Source organism: Streptomyces dryopteridis (genome assembly GCF_049606955.1).
In the GTDB taxonomy this organism is placed as follows: Bacteria; Actinomycetota; Actinomycetes; order Streptomycetales; family Streptomycetaceae; genus Streptomyces.
In genome coordinates this window covers 1,095,038-1,116,257 of sequence record NZ_CP187113.1, presented here as the reverse complement: position 1 = coordinate 1,116,257, position 21,220 = coordinate 1,095,038, and the positions used below count along the sequence as shown (strand labels likewise).

The window sequence follows — 21,220 nt, the reverse complement described above, 5'->3', positions numbered from 1 at the left end:
CCCCGGTGGCGACGACCCCCGCCTCATCGCAGGTGCCGGCCAAGCCGACCTGGGACCCGCTGCCCCAGTCGGAGGGCCCGTTCCCGTGGCTGCGGCCCACCATCCGCATACGCCTGACCCTGCTGTACGGCGGCATGTTCCTGATCGCGGGCATCCTGCTGCTGTCGATCATCTACCTGCTGGCCGCGCAGGCCCTCAACGCCGGCAACGCCGTGCCGTTCACCATCGAGTCCGGCAGCGTGCAGGTCTCCAGCACCACCTGTCCGGGCGTGGGCTCGATCAGCGGCGGCTCCGTCACGGAGTTCAACAAGACGATCATCGACTGCATCGCGACCCAGCGGAAGCACGCCCTCGACGACCTGCTCAGCCGGTCGCTGATGGCCCTGCTGGGCCTGAGCATCATCGCCTTCGCCTTCGGCTACGCGATGGCCGGCCGGGTGCTCTCGCCGCTGGGCAAGATCACCCGCACCGCGCAGCGCGTGGTCGGCTCCGACCTCTCGCGCCGGATCGAGCTGGACGGCCCGGACGACGAGCTGAAGGAACTCTCCGACACCTTCGACGAGATGCTCGACCGGCTGGAGCGGGCCTTCACCGCCCAACAGCGGTTCGTGGCCAACGCCTCGCACGAGTTGCGCACGCCGTTGGCGATCAACCGGACCCTGCTGGAGGTGCATCTCGCCGATCCCGGGGCCCCGTTGGAGCTCCAGCAGCTCGGCAAGACCCTGCTGGCCACCAACGAGCGCAGCGAACAGCTCGTGGAGGGCCTGCTGTTGCTGGCGCGCAGCGACAACCAGATCGTGGAGCGCAAGCCCGTGGACCTGGCGGAGGTGGCCTCGCGGGCGCTGGACCAGGCACGGTCCGAGGCGGACGCCAAGGGCGTGGAGCTCCGGGGCGAGCGGGGCCTGGCGGTGGTCCAGGGCAACGGCGTGCTGCTGGAGCGGATCGCGCTGAACCTGGTGCAGAACGCCGTCCGGTACAACGTGCCGGAGGGCGGCTGGGTGGACGTGACCACGGAGGTGCGCGGCGGGCAGGCGGTGCTGAGCGTCTCGAACACGGGTCCCGTCGTTCCCGCGTACGAGATCGAGAATCTGTTCGAGCCGTTCCGCAGACTGCGGACGGAGCGCACGGGGAGCGACAAGGGCGTGGGTCTGGGGCTCTCGATCGTGCGTTCGGTCACGCGGGCGCACGGCGGACGGATCCAGGCCGAGCCCCGCGAGGGCGGTGGCCTCGTGATGCGTGTCACGCTGCCCATGTGACACGCCCGCCCGGATTTCGCCGTGGGCGAAAAGATCCACCGGCTCGCGTGGTCGATTTCTGTGTGATCGATCACAATGTCGAGAGCGCCCAGTGGCGTGTTCCATGCCCCTCGAAAGGGGTCGAAGGCCCGGAAAGTCCGGGTTTCCGACCCCCCGGGGGGAGGGAAAGACACGGGAGGACCCTCGTGCGAGACGCCCGCCGGACCGTGTACGGTCCCCGTCGACATCCCGGCCCGTCGCCCCTTCAGGCGTGCGACTGGGTGTCGATTGAGTAACAGACCTTGATGTGAGGCAAAATCTCCGCCTCAGGTCGGGCACAAGTCCGACCTCTCGCGCGTTACGTGCGCTGAGACAACCGCTAACACCCAGAGGGGGAGAGCGAACACTATGGCAACGGACTACGACACCCCACGCAAGACCGACGACGACGTCGACAACGACAGCCTTGAGGAACTGAAGGCTCGACGCAACGAGAAGTCGTCCTCGTCGGTGGACGTCGACGACTTTGACGCCGCCGAGGGCATGGAGCTCCCGGGCGCCGACCTCTCCAACGAGGAACTGGCCGTCCGGGTGCTGCCCAAGCAGGCCGACGAGTTCACCTGCATGAGCTGCTTCCTCGTGCACCACCGCAGCCAGCTCGCGCGCGAGAAGAACGGCCAGCCGATCTGCCGCGACTGCGAGTGAGGGCGGTCGGCCGTGGCAGGCGCGACACCCTTCCGGAAGCGCCGCTTCCGTAAGCAGGAGCAGGACACCTCGGTGACGCCGTTCGGGGAGTCGACGGGCCCCGACCGGGGCCCCGGACTCCCCGCGGCCCCGGACCCGTCGGACACCGCCGTCGGGTCCGACGCGTCCGCCCCGGCGGATCCGGACGGCCCGGCGACCGGCCCCGGCCGGTTGCGCGCGGTCGGCCGGAGCGTGCGCACCGGGGTGCGCAGGAGCGGCGACGGCGCACGCGCCGCGACGCTCTGGGTGGCCGACCGGATCATCGAGAACGCCCCGCGCGTGCCCGTGCGGGACCTGGCCACCCTGCGCCGACAGTTCCCCGGTCTCGGGCCGGAGGAACTCGCGGACAAGCTCGTCGCGGGCGCCGCGAACGGCAGCTCCACCGTGGGCGCCGGAATCGGCGCCGCGGCGATGTTGCCCGTGCCGCCCGCCATGCCCGCCGAACTGGCCGCCGAGATCACCGGGGTCGCCGCGATCGAACTCAAGCTGATCGCCGAACTCCACGAGGTCTACGGACTGCGCCCGCCCGGCGCCCTGCGGGAGCGCAGCATGGCCTACCTGACCGCGTGGACCGAGGAACGGGGCGTGGACCTGACCAAACCCACCACCCTCAACGCGGCCCTCGGCGGTCAGATGAAACGAGAGCTGCGCCAACAGATCACCAAGCGCATGATCCGCAACCTGCCGAACCTGATGCCCTTCATGGTCGGCGCCGCGGTGGGCGCGTTCATGAACCGGCGCGACACCCGCAAGCTCGCCGACAAGATCCGCGCCGACCTCCGTCGACGCGCGGTGCCCTGGTCGGCGCTCCCGGAGCCCCTCGAACCCGGACCCGCGCGGTCACTGCCCCCGGGCCACGGCCCGAGCGGCCCCTGACCGCAAAAACGTATCCCCGAAGACGAAGCGCCCGCCGACACACACCGGCCGGGCGCTTCTCACCGTCCGGGACCCGCGCACGGACCCCGACCGGCTCAGCCCGCCGCGCCGCCCCGCGCCGCCTCGATCGCCGCCGCCAGCTCCACCGGCCGCCGCGTCGACAGGTACAGGTACGGGGTGGGGTCGGCCGGATCCGTCACCGGCACCCGCACCGCCGTCGGCACGTAGCTGCGCATCAACATGAAGGCCCGCGGATCCGCCTTGTACGTCCGCCAGGCCCGCGCCTCCTCGGCGTCCAGCACCTCGGCCGCGCCCAGCGCCGCCACCGGCACCCGCGCCTCGCCCGCCGCCAGCGTCCCCGCCACCACCCGGATCCGCGCCGAACCGTAGGAGGAGACGAAGAACCCGGCCACGGCCAGCCCGCAGACCAGCCCGACCAACAACGCCGGCGTCCCCAGCGGCAACCCGATCAGGCCACCCGCGACACCGGTCAGGAAGACGATCAGCCACCAGGGGCGGGGCGCGCTCAGACGTTCGTCGTGGCGCGGGACGGAGGACTGCGCGGTCTGCATGCCCCAAGCCTGCCAGAGGCCGCGCCCCGGGTGCCGACGCGGGTAAGGTCAGCGGCTGTGAGTGGACGAAACACGAGCCTGACGCCGCCGGCCGACGCCATACCGCCGGTTCGGCACCCCGACGCCCCCGCCCCGGGCGAGCCCCTCGGCGCCCATTACGAGCACTGTTTCGGCTGCGGCGCGGGCCAGGCGCACGGGCTGCACCTCGACGCGCGCGCCGGCGAGGGAGTCAGCGTCACCGCCGAGTTCACCGTGGCCCCCGCCCACCAGGGCGCCCCCGGCCTCGCCCACGGCGGGGTGCTGGCCACCGCCCTCGACGAGACCCTCGGCTCCCTGAACTGGCTGCTGCGGGTCATCGCCGTCACCGGCCGGCTGGAGACCGACTTCGTGCGCCCCGTGCCCGTGGGCACCGTCTTGCACCTGACCGCCGAGGTCACCGCCGTCGCCGGACGCAAGATCTACTCCACCGCCGTCGGCCGGATCGGCGGGCCCGAGGGGCCCGTCGCGGTCCGTGCCGAGGCCGTCTTCATCGAGGTCAAGGTCGACCACTTCATCGACAACGGTCGACCCGAGGAGATCCGGGCGGCCATGGCCGACCCGGACCAGGTCCGGCGCGCCCGCGCCTTCGAGGTGAACCCCTGATGTCCCAGCACAGCGTCGACCCCGTCGACGTCCTCATCCGCCGCGTGGACCCCGAGGTCCCCCTCCCCGCCTACGGCCACCCCGGCGACGCGGGCTGCGACCTGGTCACCACCGAGGCCGCGGAACTGGCCCCGGGGGAGCGCGTCGTGCTGCCCACCGGCATCGCGATCGCGCTGCCCGACGGGTACGCCGCGTTCGTGCACCCCCGCTCCGGACTCGCCGCCCGCTGCGGCCTCGCGCTGGTGAATGCCCCGGGGACCGTGGATGCCGGGTACCGTGGGGAAATCAAGGTGATCGTGGTCAACCTGGACCCGCGCGAGAGCGTCCGGTTCGAACGATTCGACCGCATCGCCCAGCTCGTCGTCCAACGTGTCGAGAAGGTCCGCTTCCACGAGGTCACGGACCTGCCCGGCTCGGCCCGGGCCGAAGGGGGGTTCGGCTCCACCGGAGGTCACGCGGCTGTGGCCGGATCGCACGCAGGCGGACGGGCTGGCAGTGGCTACGCTTCGGTCGTACCCGACCGGGAAGGACAGTGACGTGTTCGGACGTCGCAAGAAGAACGACATCGGCGACGAGGCCGAGCAGGTCGTCGACGGTCTCGGCACCGACGTGACCCCCGCCGAGGAGAGCGGTACCGGCCGGCGGGTCAACCTGCCGCCCGCCCCGCGCCCGGACGGTCCCTGGGACCTCGACGAGGTCCCCGGCAACCCGGCCGACGGCCGGGTCGACCTCGGCGGCATCCTGGTGCCCGGCGTCGAGGGCATGGAACTGCGCGTCGAGGTGGCCGGTGACGCCATCGTCGCCGCCACCGTCGTGCTCCGCGACAGCGCCGTGCAGCTCCAGGCGTTCGCCGCGCCCAAGAAGGAGGGCATCTGGGGCGAGGTCCGCGACGAGATCGCCTCCGGCATCACCGCCCAGGGCGGCGTCATCGACGAGATCGAGGGCTCGCTGGGCTGGGAACTGCGGGCCCAGGTGCCCGTCCCGCTGCCCGACGGCACCCGGGGCGCGCAGATCGTCCGCTTCATCGGCGTCGACGGCCCCCGCTGGTTCCTGCGCGGGGTGATTTCCGGCCAGGGCGCGGTGCACCCCGAGTCCGCCGGGATCCTGGAGCAGATCTTCCGCGACACCGTCGTCGTCCGCGGCGACGGCCCGATGGCCCCGCGCGACCCGATCGTGCTCAAGCTCCCCGAGGACGCGCAGATGGTCCCCGACGGGGTCCAGACCCCCGAGCCCGAGACCTCCCGGTTCTCCGGCGACATGGGCCGGCTGGAACGCGGACCGGAGATCAGCGAGATCCGCTGACCCTCCCCTCCCACAGGCCCCCCGGCCGCCGCACGAGCCCACGACGGGCCGCACCCCTCCCGGGCGCGGCCCGTCGGCCGTTCCCGGCCCCGGAGGCCCGCCGGACGCCCCGGGGTGTCAGGGAAGCGTCAAGAGGGCCCCGGGCGCCGTATGAGGGCCGTCAACGGGGCCCGGAACCGGCCGGCCCGGGCGTTCCATCGAGTGTCGGCCCGCCCACGGCCGAGGGTCGCGGCGCAGGTGAAAGACAATGAGGACATGGCACGCGGAAAGCTACGGATCTACCTCGGCGCGGCACCGGGAGTCGGCAAGACCTACGCGATGCTCTCCGAGGCCCACCGGCGGGTGGAGCGCGGCGCCGACTGCGTGGTCGCCCTCGTGGAGCACCACGGCCGGCCGCGCACCGAGGTGATGCTGCACGGCCTCGAACAGCTCCCGCGCCGCGAGCTGACCCACCGGGGCACCGTCTTCGCCGAGATGGACGTGGACGCCGTCCTCGCCCGCCGCCCGGCCGTCGCCCTCGTCGACGAGCTCGCGCACACCAACGTGCCCGGCTCCCGCAACACCAAGCGGTGGCGGGACGTGGAGGAACTGCTCGGCGCCGGCATCGACGTGATAACGACCGTCAACATCCAGCACCTCGAATCCCTCGGCGACGTGGTCGAGTCGATCACCGGGGTCCGCCAGCGCGAGACCGTGCCCGACGAGGTGGTGCGCCGCGCCGACCAGGTCGAACTCGTGGACATGTCCCCGCAGGCCCTGCGCCGCCGGATGGCCCACGGCAACATCTACAAGTCGGACAAGGTCGACGCGGCCCTCTCCAACTACTTCCGCCCCGGCAACCTCACCGCCCTGCGCGAACTCGCCCTGCTCTGGGTCGCCGACCGGGCCGACGACTACCTCCAGCAGTACCGGGGCGAGCACGACATCCGCTCCACCTGGCAGGCCCGCGAACGCATCGTCGTGGGCGTCACCGGCGGCCCCGAGGGCCGCACCCTGATCCGGCGCGCCGCCCGGATGGCCGCCAAGACCTCCGGGGCCGAGATCCTCGCCGTGTACGTGGCCCGGGGCGACGGGCTGACCTCCGCCTCCCCGAAGGAGCTCGCGGTCCAGCGCAGCCTCGTGGAGGACCTCGGCGGCACCTTCCACCACGTCATCGGCGACGACGTGGCCGCCTCCCTGCTGGAGTTCGCGCGCGGCGCCAACGCCACCCAGATCGTGCTCGGCGTCAGCCGCCGCCGGCCCTGGCAGTACGTGCTCGGCCCCGGGGTCAGCTCCGGGGTGGCCCGCGCCTCCGGCCCCGACCTCGACGTGCACCTCGTCACCCACGACGCCGTCGCCAAGGGCCGCGTCCCGCTCCCCGGCACCCGCACCGCCGGCCGGCTCGGCCGCCGCCGGGTGCTGTGGGGCTGGGGAGTCGGCGTGCTCGGCCCGCCCGGCCTGTGCCTGCTCATGACGGCCCTGGCCGACGCCCCCGGGCTAGCGAACGACATGCTGCTCTTCCTCGCCCTGACGGTGGCCGCGGCCCTCCTGGGCGGGCTCTGGCCGGCGCTGGCCTCGGCCGCGTTCGGCTCGCTGCTGCTGAACTACTTCTTCGCCCCGCCGCTGCACCGGTTCACGATCTCCGACCCGCGCAACATCCTGGCCCTCGCCGTGTTCTTCGGCGTGGCCGTCTCGGTGGCCTCCGTGGTGGACCTCGCGGCCCGCCGCACCCACCAGGCGGCCCGCTCGCGGGCCGAGTCCGAGATCCTGTCCTTCCTCGCCGGCAGCGTGCTGCGCGGCGAGAACAGCCTGGACGCCCTGCTGGAGCGGGTCCGCGAGACCTTCGGCATGGAGTCCGCCGCCCTCCTCGAACGCGCCGACGACCACACCCCGTGGACCAGCGCCGGCGGGGTCGGCCCGCACCCCGTCACCCGCCCCGAGGACGCCGACGCCGACGTCCACGTCACCGAACACCTCGCCCTGGCCCTCTCCGGCCGGGTGCTGCCCGCCGAGGACCGCCGGGTGCTCGGCGCGTTCGCCGCCCAGGCCGCCGTGGTCCTCGACCGGCGCCGGCTGCTCGGGGAGGCCGAGGAGGCCCGCCGGCTCGCCGAGGGCAACCGGATCCGCACCGCCCTGCTGGCCGCCGTCAGCCACGACCTGCGCACCCCGCTGGCCTCGATCAAGGCATCCGTCTCCTCGCTCCGCTCCGACGACGTCGAATGGTCCGAGGAGGACCGCGCCGAACTGCTCGCCGGCATCGAGGACGGCGCCGACCGGCTCGACCACCTCGTGGGCAACCTCCTCGACATGTCCCGCCTCCAGACCGGCACCGTCACCCCCCTGATCCGCGAGATCGACCTCGACGAGGTGGTGCCCATGGCCCTGGGCGGGGTGCCCGAGGACAGCGTGCTGCTCGACATCCCCGAGACCCTCCCCATGGTCGCCGTCGACCCCGGGCTGCTGGAGCGCACCGTCGCCAACGTGGTCGAGAACGCCGTCAAGTACAGCCCCGCCGGCGCCCCCGTCCTGGTCGCGGCCAGCACCCACGGGGACCGGGTCGAGGTCCGCGTGGTCGACCGCGGCCCCGGGGTCCCCGACGAGGCCAAGGAGGCGATCTTCGCCCCCTTCCAGCGCCACGGCGACGCCCCGCGCGGCGCCGGCGTCGGCCTCGGGCTCGCCGTGGCCCGCGGCTTCGCCGAGGCCATCGACGGCACCCTGACCGCCGAGGACACCCCCGGCGGCGGCCTCACCATGGTCCTGACCCTGCGCACCGCCGAGACCGGCGCGCCCGACCCGCGCGGGACGCGGGCCGAACCCCTCCGAGAGAAAGCAGGCGAGAGATGACCCGGGTCCTCGTGGTGGAGGACGAGCCGCAGATCGTCCGCGCCCTCGTGATCAACCTCAAGGCGCGCAAGTACGAGGTCGACGCGGCCCCCGACGGCGCCACCGCCCTGGAGCTGGCCGCCGCCCGCCACCCCGACGTGGTCGTCCTCGACCTCGGCCTGCCCGACATGGACGGCGTCGACGTGATCCGCGGGCTGCGCGGCTGGACCCGGGTGCCGATCCTCGTGCTCTCCGCCCGGCACAGCTCCGACGAGAAGGTCGAGGCCCTCGACGCCGGCGCCGACGACTACGTCACCAAGCCCTTCGGCATGGACGAACTGCTGGCCCGGCTGCGGGCCGCCGTCCGCCGCGCCGAACCCGTGGCCGGGGCCGGCGAGGACGAGGTGGTCGTCAAGGCCACCGGGTTCACCGTGGACCTCGCCGCGAAGAAGGCCCACCGCGACGGCCGCGACGTGCGCCTGACCCCCACCGAGTGGCACCTGCTGGAGGTCCTGGTGCGCAACGCGGGCAAACTCGTCAGCCAGAAGCAGCTCCTGCGCGAGGTCTGGGGCCCCACCTACGGCACCGAGACCAACTACCTGCGGGTCTACATGGCGCAGCTGCGCCGCAAACTGGAGGCCGACCCCTCGCACCCCGTGCACTTCATCACCGAACCGGGCATGGGCTACCGCTTCGAGAGGGAGTGAGCACGCCGGTACGCTTCCCTGTATGAGTGCTGAACCGCGTCCCGAGAAGTCCGCCAGGCCGGCCCCCAAGGCCCGCCCCGCGGGCCGGTTCCGCCGCATGATGGAGCGCCTGTCCTCCTCCCAGGAGGACCTCCACTCGGCGGAGCTGCAAGAGGACGCAGAAGCCGCGGGATGCACGCGGATCTGCGACTGCCACGACCGCCAGATAGTCAAGGTGACGGGCACCCTGCGCACCGTCACCCTGCGCCCCCGCGCGGGAGTGCCGGCGCTGGAGGCCGAGCTGTTCGACGGCTCCGCCGCGCTCGACGTGGTGTGGCTCGGGCGTCGCTCGATCGTGGGAATCGAACCCGGCCGCCGCATGATCGCGTCCGGGCGGATCTCGATGAGCCACGGCCGGCGGGTGCTGTTCAATCCGAAGTACGAACTCCGACCGTATGGACAGGAGCACTAGCCGGTGAGTTCCGTGGAGAACCAGACGCCGCCCGGCCCGAGGCCCGGGCGCGGCGCGCACCGGGCCGGGGACGCCCCGGCCGGCGGCCCCGAGGCGGAGGCCCGGGAGGTCACCCAGGCGGCGCTGTTCGACGCCTTCGGCGGCATCCGGGGCACGATCGAGACGATGCTCCCCGGCCTGCTGTTCGTGATGATCTACACGATCAACAAGAACGTGCAGGTCTCGGCGATCGCGGCGGGCGCGCTGGCCGTGCTGCTCGTGATCGTGCGGCTCGCCCGCAAGGACACCGTCAAGCACGCCTTCAGCGGGGTCTTCGGGGTGGGCGTGGGCGTGGCCTTCGCCCTGTTCACCGGGGACGCCAAGGGCTTCTACCTGCCGGGCATGATCTACGGCGTCTTCCTCGGCGCCGCGTTCACGATCTCGGCGCTGGTGGGCTTCCCGCTGCTCGGCGTGGTGCTCGGGCCGGTGTTCAAGGAGAACCTGTCCTGGCGCACCCGCAACCCCGGGCGCAAGAAGGCGTACATCAAGGCCAGCCTGGCCTGGGGCCTCATCTTCCTCGCCAAGTACGCGATCCTCTTCCCGCTGTACTGGTGGGGCGACGAGACGCAGCTCGGCTGGCTGCTGATCGCGCTGAAGCTGCCGCCGATGGTGCTGGCGGTGTACTTCACCTGGCTGTTCCTGGCCAAGGCGCCGCCGCCGATCGACGTGTTCGCCGAGATGGAGGCCGAGGAGGCCGCCGAACGGGAGCGCGAGCGCGCGGCGCGCGAGGCGGGCGGCGACCCCGGCCGCTGACCGGCCGCCCGATCGGTCGCCGATCGGCCGAAGACCCGCGCCGACGTCGACCGGGTGCACGCCGAAGGCCGCCGTCCGGCCCCTGTACGGGGTGGACGGCGGCCTTCGGCGTGTCCGGGGCCTCCCGGGCGCGGCCCGGGGTCCGGGGAGCCCGAGGGCTCAGCGGCGGGCCTGGAGCAGGTCCTCCAGCTCCTCCTCGCGCGACTGGGTCGCCACGAACAGCAGCTCGTCGCCGGCCTCCAGGGTCTCCTCCGGGTTCGGGGTCAGCACCCGGTTGCCGCGGATGATCGTGACCAGGGAGGTGTCCTGCGGCCAGCGGATCTCGCTGATCTGCGTGCCGACCACCGAGGACTCCGGCGGCAGGGTCAGCTCGACCAGGTTGGCGTCGCCGTGGCTGAAGCGCAGCAGGCGCACCAGGTCGCCGACGCTCACCGCCTCCTCCACCAGCGCCGACATCAGGCGCGGGGTGGACACGGCCACGTCCACGCCCCAGGACTCGTTGAAGAGCCACTCGTTCTTCGGGTTGTTGACCCGGGCCACCACGCGCGGCACCCCGTACTCGGTCTTCGCCAGCAGCGAGACCACGAGGTTGACCTTGTCGTCGCCGGTGGCGGCGATCACGACGTTGCAGCGCTGCAACGCGGCCTCGTCGAGCGAGGTGATCTCGCACGCGTCGGCCAGCAGCCACTCGGCCTGCGGCACCCGCTCCACGGAGATGGCGGTGGGCGCCTTGTCGACGAGCAGGACCTCGTGACCGTTCTCCAACAGCTCGCCCGCGATGGACCGGCCCACGGCGCCGGCCCCGGCGATGGCGACCCTCATGCGTGTGCCTCCTCGGGCCCCTCGGCGAAGACTTCCTCCACCTTGTCGATCTCGTCGGTCCGCATCATCACGTGGACGAGGTCGCCCTCCTGGAGGACCGTCTGGGAGGTCGGCAGCATCGCCTCGCCCAGCCGGGTGAGGAACGCCACACGCACCCCCGTCTCCTCCTGCAACGTGCTGACCTTGTGCCCGATCCACGCCGGGGAGGTGTGCACCTCCGCGAGCTGGACCGCGCCGCTCGGGTCCCGCCACAGCGGCTCGGCCCCGGAGGGCAGCAGCCGGCGCAGCATCTGGTCGGCGGTCCACCGCACGGTGGCCACGGTCGGGATGCCCAGCCGCTGGTAGACCTCCGCGCGCTTGGGGTCGTAGATGCGGGCGGCGACGTTCTCGACCCCGAACATCTCGCGGGCCACGCGGGCCGCGATGATGTTCGAGTTGTCGCCGCTGCTGACCGCGGCGAACGCGCCCGCCTCCTCGATGCCGGCCTCGCGCAGGGTGTCCTGGTCGAAGCCGACTCCGGTGACCCGGCGACCGCCGAAACCGGCGCCCAGGCGGCGGAACGCGGTGGGGTCCTGGTCGATCACGGCGACCGTATGCCCCTGCTGTTCCAGGGTCTGCGCGAGGGCGGAGCCCACCCGTCCGCAGCCCATGATGACGATGTGCACGGCCGTCCTTCCGGCTGTCAGCTTCGATTAGCTGGTTTTCAGCCTCGTTACATGCTCAGGCTTCACAGGGTCTCAGATCATGGCCCAAGCTACACACGCGCGGTCACCGGTGTGAGTTTTCGCGCGCCGGGAAGGCCCTCGGACCACGCCGGAAAACCCCGTTCGCACGTCGTTCGGCCGTCCCGGGCCCCGTCCTTCGCACCCCGCCGCCCGGTCCGGCCGGCCTCCGCCGCCCCGTCGGAGGTCCCGCGGGGGAGGGGCGCCGGGGCGTGCGGGAGACGTGCGCGAAGGGTGCGGCGGGGTGTGCGGCGGGGTGTGCGACGGGGGGTGCCGGATCACGGAATTCCCCGGCGGAACCCGGACCGGACCGTGAAATGGCGGCGCCCCGTCCGGAAATCCGCGGAAGATCGCCCGGGAGGTCCTTCGGAGAACACGGGAAGATCGCCGACAAACCGCGGCCCGAGAACACCCGATCACCATCCGATCACCGTCCGCCGATCCCGGCGCGACGGCCGGGAACTCCGGCCCGCGACGCGACGGGGGTGGGGTTGGTCGGGCCGATTTCGAACGCTTACGATCCTCTGCGTGTCCAAACTGACCGACGTGCCCAAACGGATCCTGATCGGCCGGGCGCTGCGAAGCGACCGCCTCGGGGAAACCCTTCTTCCCAAGCGGATCGCCCTTCCCGTCTTCGCCTCCGACCCCCTCTCCTCGGTCGCCTACGCGCCCGGCGAGGTCCTGCTGGTCCTGTCGGTCGCCGGCGTCTCGGCGTACCACTTCAGCCCCTGGATCGCGGTCGCGGTCGTGGTGCTGATGTTCACCGTCGTCGCCTCCTACCGCCAGAACGTCCACGCCTACCCCAGCGGCGGCGGGGACTACGAGGTGGCCAACACCAACCTCGGCCCCAAGGCCGGTCTGACCGTCGCGAGCGCCCTGCTCGTGGACTACGTGCTGACCGTCGCCGTGTCGATCTCCTCCGGCGTCGAGAACCTGGGCTCGGCGGTGGACTTCGTCATCGAGCACAAGACGCTCTCGGCGATGATCATGATCCTGCTGCTGACGCTGATGAACCTGCGCGGCGTCAAGGAGTCCGGCAAGCTCTTCGCGATCCCGACCTATGTGTTCGTCGGCGCCGTCTTCGTCCTCATCGCCTGGGGCGCCTTCAAGGGCCTGGTGCTGGGCGACGAGATGAAGGCCCCCACCGCGAACATGGAGATCAAGCCCGAGCACCAGGGCCTGGCCGGCTTCGCGCTGGTCTTCCTGCTGCTGCGCGCCTTCTCCTCCGGCTGCGCGGCCCTCACCGGCGTCGAGGCCATCAGCAACGGCGTGCCCGCGTTCCGCAAGCCCAAGAGCAAGAACGCGGCCAGCACCCTCGCCCTCATGGGCGGCCTCGCCGTCACCATGTTCTGCGGGATCATCGGCCTGGCCATGGCCACCGGCGTGAAGATGGCCGAGAAGCCGGCCACGGACCTGCTCGCCAACGGCACCCCCGTCGGCGACTCCTACGTGCAGCACCCGGTCATCAGCCAGGTCGCCGAGGCCGTCTTCGGCGACGGCAGCTTCCTGTTCATCGTGCTGGCCGCCGCCACCGCGCTCGTGCTCTTCCTGGCCGCGAACACCGCCTACAACGGCTTCCCGCTGCTCGGCTCGATCCTCGCCCAGGACCGCTACCTGCCCCGCCAGCTCCACACCCGCGGCGACCGCCTCGCCTTCTCCAACGGCATCGTGCTGCTGGCCGGCGCCGCCATGCTGCTGGTGTGGATCTACGACGCGGACTCCACCAAGCTGATCCAGCTGTACATCGTCGGCGTCTTCGTCTCCTTCACCCTCAGCCAGATCGGCATGGTCCGGCACTGGAACCGGCACCTCGCGAGCGAACGCGACCCCGCCGCCCGCCGCCGCATGCACCGCTCCCGCGCCATCAACGCCTTCGGCGCCTCGTTCACCGGCCTCGTGCTCGTCGTGGTCCTCGCCACGAAGTTCACCCACGGCGCCTGGGTCGCCCTCCTCGGCATGGTCATCTTCTACGGCACCATGACCGCGATCCGGAAGCACTACGACCGGGTCGCCACCGAGATCGCCGCAGCCGAGGGCCCCTCCGAGGACAGCGTGCGCCCCTCGCGCGTGCACTCCATCGTCCTCGTCTCCAAGGTGCACAAGCCCACCCTGCGCGCCCTGGCCTTCGCCAAGCTCACCCGCTCCGACACCCTCGAAGCGCTCAGCATCAGCGTGGACCCGGCCGAGACCAAGGCCCTGCGGGCCGAATGGGAACGCCGCGGGATCAACGTGCCGCTGAAGATCCTCGACTCGCCCTACCGCGAGATCACCCGACCCGTCATCGAGTACGTCAAGGGCCTGCGCAGCGAGAACCCGCGCGACGCGGTCAGCGTGTACATCCCCGAGTACGTGGTCGGCCGCTGGTACGAACACCTGCTGCACAACCAGAGCGCCCTGCGCCTGAAGGGTCGGCTGCTCTTCACCCCCGGCGTCATGGTCACCTCCGTGCCCTACCAGCTGGAGTCCTCCGAGCTCGCCAAGCGGCGGGCCAAGCGGCGCGCGGACTGGAACGCGCCCGGCGCGGTCCGACGCGGCCCCGTGGACACCCCGCGCCGCGAACCCGCGAAGAAGGACTGACCGACCGACGGGGCCGGGCGCCGGGGCGCCCGGCGTCGGGCGGCGTGCGTCGGGCGGCTCCCGGCGACGATTCGTGCGGCCGGACGACACCCACGTAGACTGGTGGGTCGGTCGTCCGGCCGTTTCGCCTGTCGCCCCCCGAGCGCTTGGAGTACCCCGCACCATGACCCCGTCCCCCGCCCCGACCCCGCGCGACACCGACGAGAACTCGCTCATCGGGCAGGAGTACGAGGTCGAGGTGGGCCCCGTGGCGCACGGCGGCCACTGCATCGCCCGCACCGCCGAAGGCCGCGTCCTCTTCGTCCGGCACGCCCTGCCCGGCGAGCGCGTCGTGGCCCGCGTCACCGACGGCGCCGAGGACTCCCGCTTCCTGCGCGCCGACGCCGTCACGATCCTGGACGCCTCCAAGGACCGCGTCGAGGCCCCCTGCCCCTACGCCGGCCCCGGCCGCTGCGGCGGCTGCGACTGGCAGCACGCCAAGCCCGGCGCCCAGCGCCGGCTCAAGGGCGAGGTCCTCACCGAACAGCTCCAGCGCCTCGCCGGGATCACCCCCGAACAGGCCGGCTGGGACGGCACCGTCGTACCCGCCGAAGGCGACAAGCTGCCCGCCGGCGAGGTCCCGCAGTGGCGCACCCGCGTCCAGTACGCGATCGACGAGGACGGCCGCGCCGGCCTGCGCCGCCACCGCTCCCACGACATCGAACCCGTCGACCACTGCATGATCGCGGCCGCCGGCGTCAGCGAGCTCGGCGTCGAGAAGCGCGAATGGCCCCAGCTCGCCACCGTCGAGGCCATCGCCGCCTCCGGCTCCGGCGACCGCCAGGTGGTCCTCACCCCGCGCCCCGGCGGCCGACTCCCGCTGGTCGAACTCGACAAGCCCGTCTCGGTGCTCCGCGTGGAGGAACGCGACGGCGGCGTGCACCGCGTCCACGGCCGCCCCTTCGTCCGCGAACGCTCCGACGGCCGCGTGTACCGCGTCGGCATGGGCGGCTTCTGGCAGGTCCACCCGCAGGCCGCCGACACCCTGGTCAAGGCCGTCATGCAGGGCCTGATGCCCCGCAAGGGCGAGATGGCCCTCGACCTCTACTGCGGCGTCGGCATCTTCGCCGGCGCCCTGGCCGAACGCATCGGCGAGACCGGCGCCGTCCTCGGCATCGAGTCCTCCAAGCGCGCGGTGGAGGACGCCCGCCACAACCTGGCCGACTTCCCCCGGGTCCGCATCGAACAGGGCAAGGTCGAACAGGTCCTGCCGCGCACCCGCATCTCGGAGGCCGACCTCATCGTCCTCGACCCGCCCCGCGCCGGCGCCGGCAAGGCCACGGTCCGCCAGCTCGCCGGCCTGGGCGCCCGCCGCATCGCGTACGTGGCCTGCGACCCGGCCGCCCTGGCCCGCGACCTGGCCTACTTCCGCGAATCCGGCTACAAGCCCCGCCTCCTGCGAGCCTTCGACCTCTTCCCGATGACCCAGCATGTCGAGTGTGTCGCGATCCTTGAGCCTGCTGAAAAGGGCGTCTGACCTGCAGGTTAGGTCAATGTGCATTATGGGCACTGTGTGCGTTGTGGGCGATATCTTGACGCTGATTCGACGCTCGTGACGCACGTTTGACGCACGCGATCAGAAAATTCTGACGCTCCGTCAGTAGCGGATGGGTGCCTCCCGTGGCAGCTTGTGGTCTTGCCGCGGGAGGCGCCCTTCTTGGCGTTGGGCAGTCGAGGCGGGTCTGTGTTGGAGCCAGATTCTGGCCGACCTCGCCGAACACGTTCCGTGACAATGTCAGGGTGTCTCGCTTCTAGAAGCCGGGCCCGTAGGGGTTCCATCCGTGCAGGAACGGCTGGAGATCATCGGCGCGAGGTTCGGGAATATCCGGCAGGCGGAGCGTCCCGTTGAGTGGGTTCAGCCGCTGCACGTGGCCCGAGGCCCAAGCGATCCATGCCTCGGCTCCGTCCCTCTCCGTACCAGTCGGCAGGTTCTGTGTGTGGAGGCGGAGGGCGTCGATGTACTCGGCCAGGTCCGCTGCGCGACGCCATGCCTTTTCTTGCGCTTCGAGTCGCCGGACACGGACTGCCTCGGCGTAGTCGATCTTTGCCTGTTCCATTGCGGCTTCCCACCGGAGCCTCTTCTCCTGGGCGGCCTCCAGGTCGGCCAGCCGTTTGCGCTCGGCAGCCTCACCCCTGAGCCCCACTTCCTGCACGATTTCGGCGAGCTGGTGCTCAAGAGGGCGTGCGGCCGTGTCGGCCCACTCGTCGGCCCTGTGTCGTGACCCGCCGCTGATGCAGATCCTCAGGCGTTCAGCGGGGGAGTAGTCGTACCGAGGAATCCGCACCCAGGAGTGCTTCTCGGCGTCCGAGAGCTCCTTCTTCGTGGGAATGTGATCGGTCCGGTCCTGTTCTTGCAGGATGAGGAAATCGCATCGCTGGCCCTGGGCTGTGATGGTGAAGTGGGGAGCGCCGCCGCGCCGGCGATGAGGGGCGGGTGAACTCTCGGCTGTACCGAACGCGCTGACGTACCCCAGCTTCTGCGTTGCCGTGAGCAGCGCGTGGATGAGGCGGAAGGCTCTACCCTGCACGGCTTTGGTCAGTGCCATGGGTTTGGGGTGCGCCTGCAGAGCTCTGACCACGGGGTGTGGAGTGGGGAGCCGTGCCGGTACGGAAACGGGTGACAACACGGCCAACCGCCAGGCGGGGGTGTCGACCAACCGGATCTCGTATCCGTCGCGGCACCAGCCCGCGTGCAGTTCCTTGGCTGCAGGGATCTTTCCCGACCGCCGTGCTGCGGCAACACGGATCGGCCATTTCTCGGTCTCCCGGCCGTTGGCTTCGCGTTTCACGATTCGGCCGCCGGCTTCGGCAAGCTCCTCCAGGAGCTGCTCTGTGACGGTCTTGGCCTTCTTCCGCGGGAGGGGGCTGATTCTCGGCGATGGCAGCACAGGCGCGGCTGCCTTGACGCTGGACTTCTCACCCTCGGCTACATCAGGTGGCTGGAGTCCAGCCCGTGGCGCGGGCACGGCGTCTCTGCTGCGAGGCTGTTCCGGGGGAGGAGATCCGTCGTCCAGGTACTGCTGGCCGGCCTTGGTGAGGGCGACGGACCACCGCCCCTGGCGCCTGGAGACTCTGACAAGTCCCCGGCTGTGAAGGGCTTGGCAGCTCAGTTTGTGCGCGGTCCCCTCCCACACGCCGTCAGGGCAGCCTTGACCGACCCATTGCAGCACCTGTTGCTGCCGTTCGTTGAGCTCTCGCGGCACCTGAACTCCCCACCGTGCGAATGCCTTCACGGGCATGCTCTCAGTCGCACTCCGCCTGGCGCGGGTGGAAGGGGAAGGGGGCGGCAGGCGGCGATGAAGATTCGGACAGATGTAGGCACGGCCGCTTGTGGTGGCTAGGCTCGCAGTCGTTCGTTGGTGGCCGCCGCGGACGCTTGCTGGTCGGCCAGTGACGGGTGCTGGCCGTTTCGCGATCATCCGACGAGGTGGCCGCCGGCGTACGAGTACCCGTACTAGCCTGGGCATCCGTGCTGAGGCGTCCCGTGTCTCGGGCAGGGGAACGCTGGTTAGGCGGTCTATCCCGCCTGGCTGCGGCCGGGAAGGGACTGGCGAGTGCATCGTGTGAACGTGAGCCACTCGTGCTCCCGGTGATGGGGGCCTGAGGGTAAGCAGGGGCGTGCAGACGCTCCCTAGACGAGGGTGTCAGTTCGAAACGAGAGCGGGTCGGTTCATGTCGGTCGTGGCGCGAGAGCAGATGGATGTCGTCGCCGGTGCGCTGGCTCCCTGCGACCTCGTGCCCTGCGAGGCGAAGCTCGCGCTCGTCGAAGCCTTCGGGACGGAAGCTGTTGTGGCCTATCGGTATGACGGGCCCGAGCGGGAACGGCGGGCAGCTGAAGGGATGCCGCCGCTGACGCGACCTGACGTGCTGGATCTCCTCATGTCGCTGCCCCTGGGCGAGCCGGTTCCTGCCGGCTCCATGAGCGAGAGGGAGCGGCGGGTGCTGAAGTCCCTTCCGAAGGGCGCGGTGGTCCGCAGGGACGGTGCGATCACCCGTCGCGCGGCGCAGCCTGTCCACATCGACATGGCGTTCGTGCCCGGCCGAAGCTGGGAGTCGGCGATGGAGAAGGCGGAGCGATTTACTCCGTTCTGTTCTCGCGCGGTGGTGGTGGACGGTGCATTGCGGCGCAAGGACGATGCTGTGCTGCGCGCTGAGTTCTTCGGCATCGGCCTGCTCACGCTTCAAGGGGACTCGGTGGAAGTGGTGGTGCCGCCGCGCCCCTTCGAGCGTAGACGTCATACCGTCGCTGGCTGGAAGTTCCTGGAAGACGTTCACCGCCAGCTCCCCTGAGCGCTCGACCCGCGGCTCGCTACGGGCCGACAGGGAGTGTCGCCCATGCTTTGAGCGGCGCGGGCACCTGGAATCCGGACCTGGGGCTGGCGCCCAGGCCTATGCGCTGGTTCTCCAATGCGTAGCGGTCGATCGCGGCCGCGCATTTGTCGCGCCACCACGACTTGCGCGGGGTGCCTGGCTGGTAGCCGGCCATTTCGGTGACCCAGTCGCTCCATGTGAGGACGGTGTGATTGTCGGCCTCGCGCCTGGTTTCGCCGTCAGGTAGGAAGAAGCGATCGAGACCACGCCCGTCGCACTCCTCGCAGGAGCAGGTTGCGGGATCCACGTTGCCGTACAGCCTGGCGAGGGACTCGGCGCCCTTGAAGCACATGAGCTCCGGCATCAGCACGTTCGGGTAGGTGGGGCCGGCCTTCCTGATCTGAGCCTTCTCGCCGGGCGGGATCGCGTGGCGGAGTGAACTCTGAACGCCGATGCCGGCGCAGAAGGCGCCATGAGCGATCGCATCAAGCGCAGCGAGGTCGGTGCGCAGGAGCGCCACGTGCTCGACCTCGGCCAGCAGGCGGCGCAGATTGGCAGGCATGTCCTTGGTCTGTTCCAGCGGATCGAACTGGCGGAAGAGGACGAGGGCCTTCGGGTGCCAGATCTTCGTGCAGACCGCGATGAGTTGACCGATGTTCTCGCGGTTCAGCCACGTGACGTCGATCGGGAGCGTCACGACGGTGTCGGCGCGTTCGATCTTGTTGGCCTCGCGTATCACTGCCTTGAGCGTCTTGGAGTCCGCGGGCGGAATGTAGCCGGTCGGGGTCAGTGCTGCGCTCGCTCCGCGTGCCTTCTGGAAGGCCAGCGAGGTGTCCACTGAGGCGAACAGCTCGTCGGTGGGTGCCATGAACGGCTCGTCCGCCGTCGCGACGTAGGTGGTGTAGGGGGCGCTGTCGATCAGCAGGGTGCCTTCGTAGCCGGCCGTGCTGCGAAGGTGGAAGGCACGCTCGTCGGCTTTCGTTCCGGTCATCACGACGCCGCTGAAGTCGTCATCGAGCGTGTGGCGCGGTCGTGGAAGATTGACGGCATTCTCGTGGAGCAGCACCCGCCCTTGGAGAAGGGGTACGGCGGGAACGGTGTGGTCGAGCGTCTTCAGGGCGGGCTGTCGCCGCCTCGGGGAGGGAGTGTCGCTCATGAATCACCTCACAGAAGAGTCCGGCACGCCCTTGTGTCCGGACGGAGAAGAAGCGCACAAGTAGATCTCGTGGAACTCCTCGCGACCCAGGCCCGCCAGGTGGGCGGTCTCGGTCGGACTGAGGTGGAGCCGCTCCTCAAGCCGGGTGACGGCTTGAGCGAGATGGTGCGGGGTTTCGCGCCGGATGGTGGTCGGTTCGTTGGTGCGGTAGCCAAGGGCGGACAACTCGACCATGAGCGTGCGGTACTGCCATTCGCTGACAACGCCCAGGTCCATGGCTCGCCTGATGAGAGCTGCCATGGACACCCCCCACCTCGCCTTGAGGTCTAGCAGGCGCGATACGTCGATGCCTGGCTTCAGCTCGGGCAGGACGGCGTCGTGGGGCATGAGGAATTCGGCGGCGAACCGATTGGCCTGGTCTTCCTGCACGCGCCTCTCGCCAGGCTCGCCGTGCATCACCAGGTGACCCAGCTCGTGCGCGAGACTGAAGCGGGAACGGTCAGCGGAAGCAATGGAGTTGACGAGCACCAGTGGCGCTTTGTCCGCAGGCCACTGGCTCACGGCATCGAGTGCGGTAGTGCCGAGGTTACGGACTACGACCAGTGCGCCGGCACCTTCGAGCAGGGCGACCATGTCATCGATGGGACCTGTGGGGACGCTCCACTCCTCGCGCACCGTTTCAGCCGCGTCCGCAGGGGTGTCAAAGTTGTTGACCTCAATACGCCGGAACTGGATGCGGCGATGAAAGTTTGCCGCCTGGGTCAGGGATTCCACCTGGAGACGGGTGAGCGCCAACGTCGCATGGATCCGACGCAGGGCAGGTGTCCCCATGGAGGCGCGCTTGCGGTGATGGATCAGCCCAACGCCTGCCCCGGCAGTTTCGGAAGTGCGGCACAGCAGGTCGGCGGTGTAGCGGAGCGCGTCGGCGAACAGTTGTACGCGCCCATCCCTGACGGGGACGCGGCCCGCTTCAGCTCGGCTGACGTACCCCTGAGTGATGCGGGTGCCTTCGAGTCGTGACAACTGGAGGGCAAGGTCGGACTGTGTCCAGCCGCGCGAGTCGCGGGCCAGCGTGAGCATGGCGGGATCCGCCACCAAGCTGCTCCGGTCGCGCACCGTCCACCTCCAGCCCTGGCGATGTCAACTCTCCAGATGGTACTCGATTTTATGCCAAAGAATATTCCGCAGATGATCCGTGGGTTGCTGCAGTTCCAGGTGTACCAGGCCCCACTGACAGTCCAACTCTGATCCGACGTGGATGAGCATGCTGCCGAACAGCAGGCGTCGGAAAGGAAGAAGCTCCGTTCCCGCCAAGGAGCTTGGCTCGGCCGGGGTCGGTGAAGCTGCCACGGGAGAGCGTCGGCGCGGTGTGCGGTCAGCTGGAGATGCAGTCGCGCAGCTCGCCCTGGATGGCAGCCTTGGGCTTGGCGCCGACGATGACTTTGACGACTCTGCCGCCGACGAACACGT

At 70.7% G+C, this 21,220-nt stretch carries 19 protein-coding genes; 13 read left to right on the top strand and 6 right to left on the bottom strand.

The annotated features are described in order from the left end of the window. Positions 1-5 precede the first annotated feature (5 nt). The 3 genes from ACN20G_RS04400 (at position 6) to ACN20G_RS04390 (ending at position 2,855) form a co-directional block, all read left to right on the top strand. Positions 6-1,256, top strand: a complete 1,251-nt coding sequence (locus tag ACN20G_RS04400) for a sensor histidine kinase (RefSeq protein WP_424211395.1) — start codon at positions 6-8, stop codon at positions 1,254-1,256. 387 nt (positions 1,257-1,643) lie between these two features. Next, on the top strand, positions 1,644-1,940 hold the full coding sequence (locus ACN20G_RS04395) for a DUF4193 domain-containing protein (protein WP_424211394.1): 297 nt from the start codon (positions 1,644-1,646) through the stop codon (positions 1,938-1,940). A gap of 12 nt (positions 1,941-1,952) precedes the next feature. Further along, positions 1,953-2,855: a hypothetical protein gene (locus ACN20G_RS04390; RefSeq protein WP_424211393.1), complete on the top strand. Its 903-nt coding sequence runs from the start codon at positions 1,953-1,955 to the stop codon at positions 2,853-2,855. A gap of 95 nt (positions 2,856-2,950) precedes the next feature. Here the strand turns inward: ACN20G_RS04390 and ACN20G_RS04385 are convergent, their stop codons facing one another. Then, positions 2,951-3,427 carry a DUF3093 domain-containing protein gene (locus ACN20G_RS04385; RefSeq protein WP_424211392.1) on the bottom strand — a complete coding sequence of 159 codons (477 nt, stop codon included), beginning with the start codon at positions 3,425-3,427 and terminating at the stop codon, positions 2,951-2,953. 57 nt (positions 3,428-3,484) lie between these two features. Between ACN20G_RS04385 and ACN20G_RS04380 the strand changes: the two genes are divergently transcribed. The 7 genes from ACN20G_RS04380 to ACN20G_RS04350 all read left to right on the top strand — a co-directional run bounded on the left by ACN20G_RS04380 (position 3,485) and on the right by ACN20G_RS04350 (position 10,123). Beyond that, the gene (locus ACN20G_RS04380; RefSeq protein ID WP_424211391.1) at positions 3,485-4,069 is read left to right on the top strand and encodes a PaaI family thioesterase; all 585 of its coding nucleotides are present in this window, start codon (positions 3,485-3,487) and stop codon (positions 4,067-4,069) included. Further along, positions 4,069-4,605, top strand: a complete 537-nt coding sequence (gene dut, locus ACN20G_RS04375) for a dUTP diphosphatase (protein ID WP_424211390.1) — start codon at positions 4,069-4,071, stop codon at positions 4,603-4,605. The genes ACN20G_RS04380 and dut overlap by 1 nt, the downstream gene beginning before the upstream one ends. A 1-nt stretch (position 4,606) precedes the next feature. Beyond that, positions 4,607-5,371 carry a DUF3710 domain-containing protein gene (locus tag ACN20G_RS04370; protein ID WP_424211389.1) on the top strand — a complete coding sequence of 255 codons (765 nt, stop codon included), beginning with the start codon at positions 4,607-4,609 and terminating at the stop codon, positions 5,369-5,371. A gap of 255 nt (positions 5,372-5,626) precedes the next feature. Further along, positions 5,627-8,194: a DUF4118 domain-containing protein gene (locus ACN20G_RS04365; RefSeq protein ID WP_424211388.1), complete on the top strand. Its 2,568-nt coding sequence runs from the start codon at positions 5,627-5,629 to the stop codon at positions 8,192-8,194. Then, positions 8,191-8,880: a response regulator gene (locus ACN20G_RS04360; RefSeq protein WP_424211387.1), complete on the top strand. Its 690-nt coding sequence runs from the start codon at positions 8,191-8,193 to the stop codon at positions 8,878-8,880. Before ACN20G_RS04365 ends, ACN20G_RS04360 begins: the two co-directional genes overlap by 4 nt. 22 nt (positions 8,881-8,902) lie before the next feature. Next, complete coding sequence (locus tag ACN20G_RS04355; protein ID WP_424211386.1) at positions 8,903-9,331, top strand: OB-fold nucleic acid binding domain-containing protein; 429 nt, start codon at positions 8,903-8,905, stop codon at positions 9,329-9,331. 3 nt (positions 9,332-9,334) lie between these two features. Further along, on the top strand, positions 9,335-10,123 hold the full coding sequence (locus tag ACN20G_RS04350; protein WP_424211385.1) for a DUF3159 domain-containing protein: 789 nt from the start codon (positions 9,335-9,337) through the stop codon (positions 10,121-10,123). A 159-nt stretch (positions 10,124-10,282) separates the two neighbouring features. Here ACN20G_RS04350 and ACN20G_RS04345 read toward each other — a convergent pair whose 3' ends face one another. Both ACN20G_RS04345 and ACN20G_RS04340 read right to left on the bottom strand, forming a co-directional pair. Further along, complete coding sequence (locus ACN20G_RS04345) at positions 10,283-10,945, bottom strand: potassium channel family protein (protein ID WP_424211384.1); 663 nt, start codon at positions 10,943-10,945, stop codon at positions 10,283-10,285. Continuing rightward, entirely contained in the window at positions 10,942-11,610 is a 669-nt protein-coding gene (locus tag ACN20G_RS04340) for a potassium channel family protein (protein WP_424211383.1), read from the bottom strand. The genes ACN20G_RS04345 and ACN20G_RS04340 overlap by 4 nt, the downstream gene beginning before the upstream one ends. Before the next feature lie 585 nt (positions 11,611-12,195). Between ACN20G_RS04340 and ACN20G_RS04335 the strand changes: the two genes are divergently transcribed. Further along, a complete protein-coding gene (locus ACN20G_RS04335) occupies positions 12,196-14,244 on the top strand; it encodes an APC family permease (RefSeq protein ID WP_424211382.1) in 2,049 nt (682 codons plus the stop codon). A gap of 163 nt (positions 14,245-14,407) precedes the next feature. Next, the gene (locus ACN20G_RS04330; protein ID WP_424211381.1) at positions 14,408-15,760 is read left to right on the top strand and encodes a class I SAM-dependent RNA methyltransferase; all 1,353 of its coding nucleotides are present in this window, start codon (positions 14,408-14,410) and stop codon (positions 15,758-15,760) included. A gap of 274 nt (positions 15,761-16,034) precedes the next feature. On the opposite strand, the gene ACN20G_RS04325 is transcribed toward ACN20G_RS04330, so the two are convergent. Further along, positions 16,035-17,171: a hypothetical protein gene (locus tag ACN20G_RS04325; protein WP_424211380.1), complete on the bottom strand. Its 1,137-nt coding sequence runs from the start codon at positions 17,169-17,171 to the stop codon at positions 16,035-16,037. A 784-nt stretch (positions 17,172-17,955) separates the two neighbouring features. On the opposite strand from ACN20G_RS04325, the gene ACN20G_RS04320 reads away from it, so the two are divergent. Then, the gene (locus tag ACN20G_RS04320) at positions 17,956-18,573 is read left to right on the top strand and encodes a hypothetical protein (protein ID WP_424211379.1); all 618 of its coding nucleotides are present in this window, start codon (positions 17,956-17,958) and stop codon (positions 18,571-18,573) included. A 19-nt stretch (positions 18,574-18,592) separates the two neighbouring features. On the opposite strand, the gene ACN20G_RS04315 is transcribed toward ACN20G_RS04320, so the two are convergent. Both ACN20G_RS04315 and ACN20G_RS04310 read right to left on the bottom strand, forming a co-directional pair. Beyond that, positions 18,593-19,750, bottom strand: coding sequence for a hypothetical protein (locus ACN20G_RS04315; protein ID WP_424211378.1), 1,158 nt, complete (start codon positions 19,748-19,750; stop codon positions 18,593-18,595). Positions 19,751-19,753: 3 nt separating this feature from the next. Further along, entirely contained in the window at positions 19,754-20,830 is a 1,077-nt protein-coding gene (locus ACN20G_RS04310) for an ImmA/IrrE family metallo-endopeptidase (protein WP_424211377.1), read from the bottom strand. Between the last annotated feature and the right edge of the window lie 390 nt (positions 20,831-21,220).

Bases quoted from the DNA above. Each gene is read 5' to 3' on its own strand.
- ACN20G_RS04385 (WP_424211392.1), bottom strand. From the start codon at position 3,427: ATGCAGACCGCGCAGTCCTCCGTCCCGCGCCACGACGAACGTCTGAGC.
- ACN20G_RS04365 (WP_424211388.1), top strand. From the start codon at position 5,627: ATGGCACGCGGAAAGCTACGGATCTACCTCGGCGCGGCACCGGGAGTC.
- ACN20G_RS04360 (WP_424211387.1), top strand. From the start codon at position 8,191: ATGACCCGGGTCCTCGTGGTGGAGGACGAGCCGCAGATCGTCCGCGCC.
- dut (WP_424211390.1), top strand. From the start codon at position 4,069: ATGTCCCAGCACAGCGTCGACCCCGTCGACGTCCTCATCCGCCGCGTG.
- ACN20G_RS04355 (WP_424211386.1), top strand. From the start codon at position 8,903: ATGAGTGCTGAACCGCGTCCCGAGAAGTCCGCCAGGCCGGCCCCCAAG.
- ACN20G_RS04315 (WP_424211378.1), bottom strand. From the start codon at position 19,750: ATGAGCGACACTCCCTCCCCGAGGCGGCGACAGCCCGCCCTGAAGACG.
- ACN20G_RS04395 (WP_424211394.1), top strand. From the start codon at position 1,644: ATGGCAACGGACTACGACACCCCACGCAAGACCGACGACGACGTCGAC.
- ACN20G_RS04330 (WP_424211381.1), top strand. From the start codon at position 14,408: ATGACCCCGTCCCCCGCCCCGACCCCGCGCGACACCGACGAGAACTCG.
- ACN20G_RS04345 (WP_424211384.1), bottom strand. From the start codon at position 10,945: ATGAGGGTCGCCATCGCCGGGGCCGGCGCCGTGGGCCGGTCCATCGCG.
- ACN20G_RS04310 (WP_424211377.1), bottom strand. From the start codon at position 20,830: ATGCTCACGCTGGCCCGCGACTCGCGCGGCTGGACACAGTCCGACCTT.
- ACN20G_RS04320 (WP_424211379.1), top strand. From the start codon at position 17,956: ATGTCGGTCGTGGCGCGAGAGCAGATGGATGTCGTCGCCGGTGCGCTG.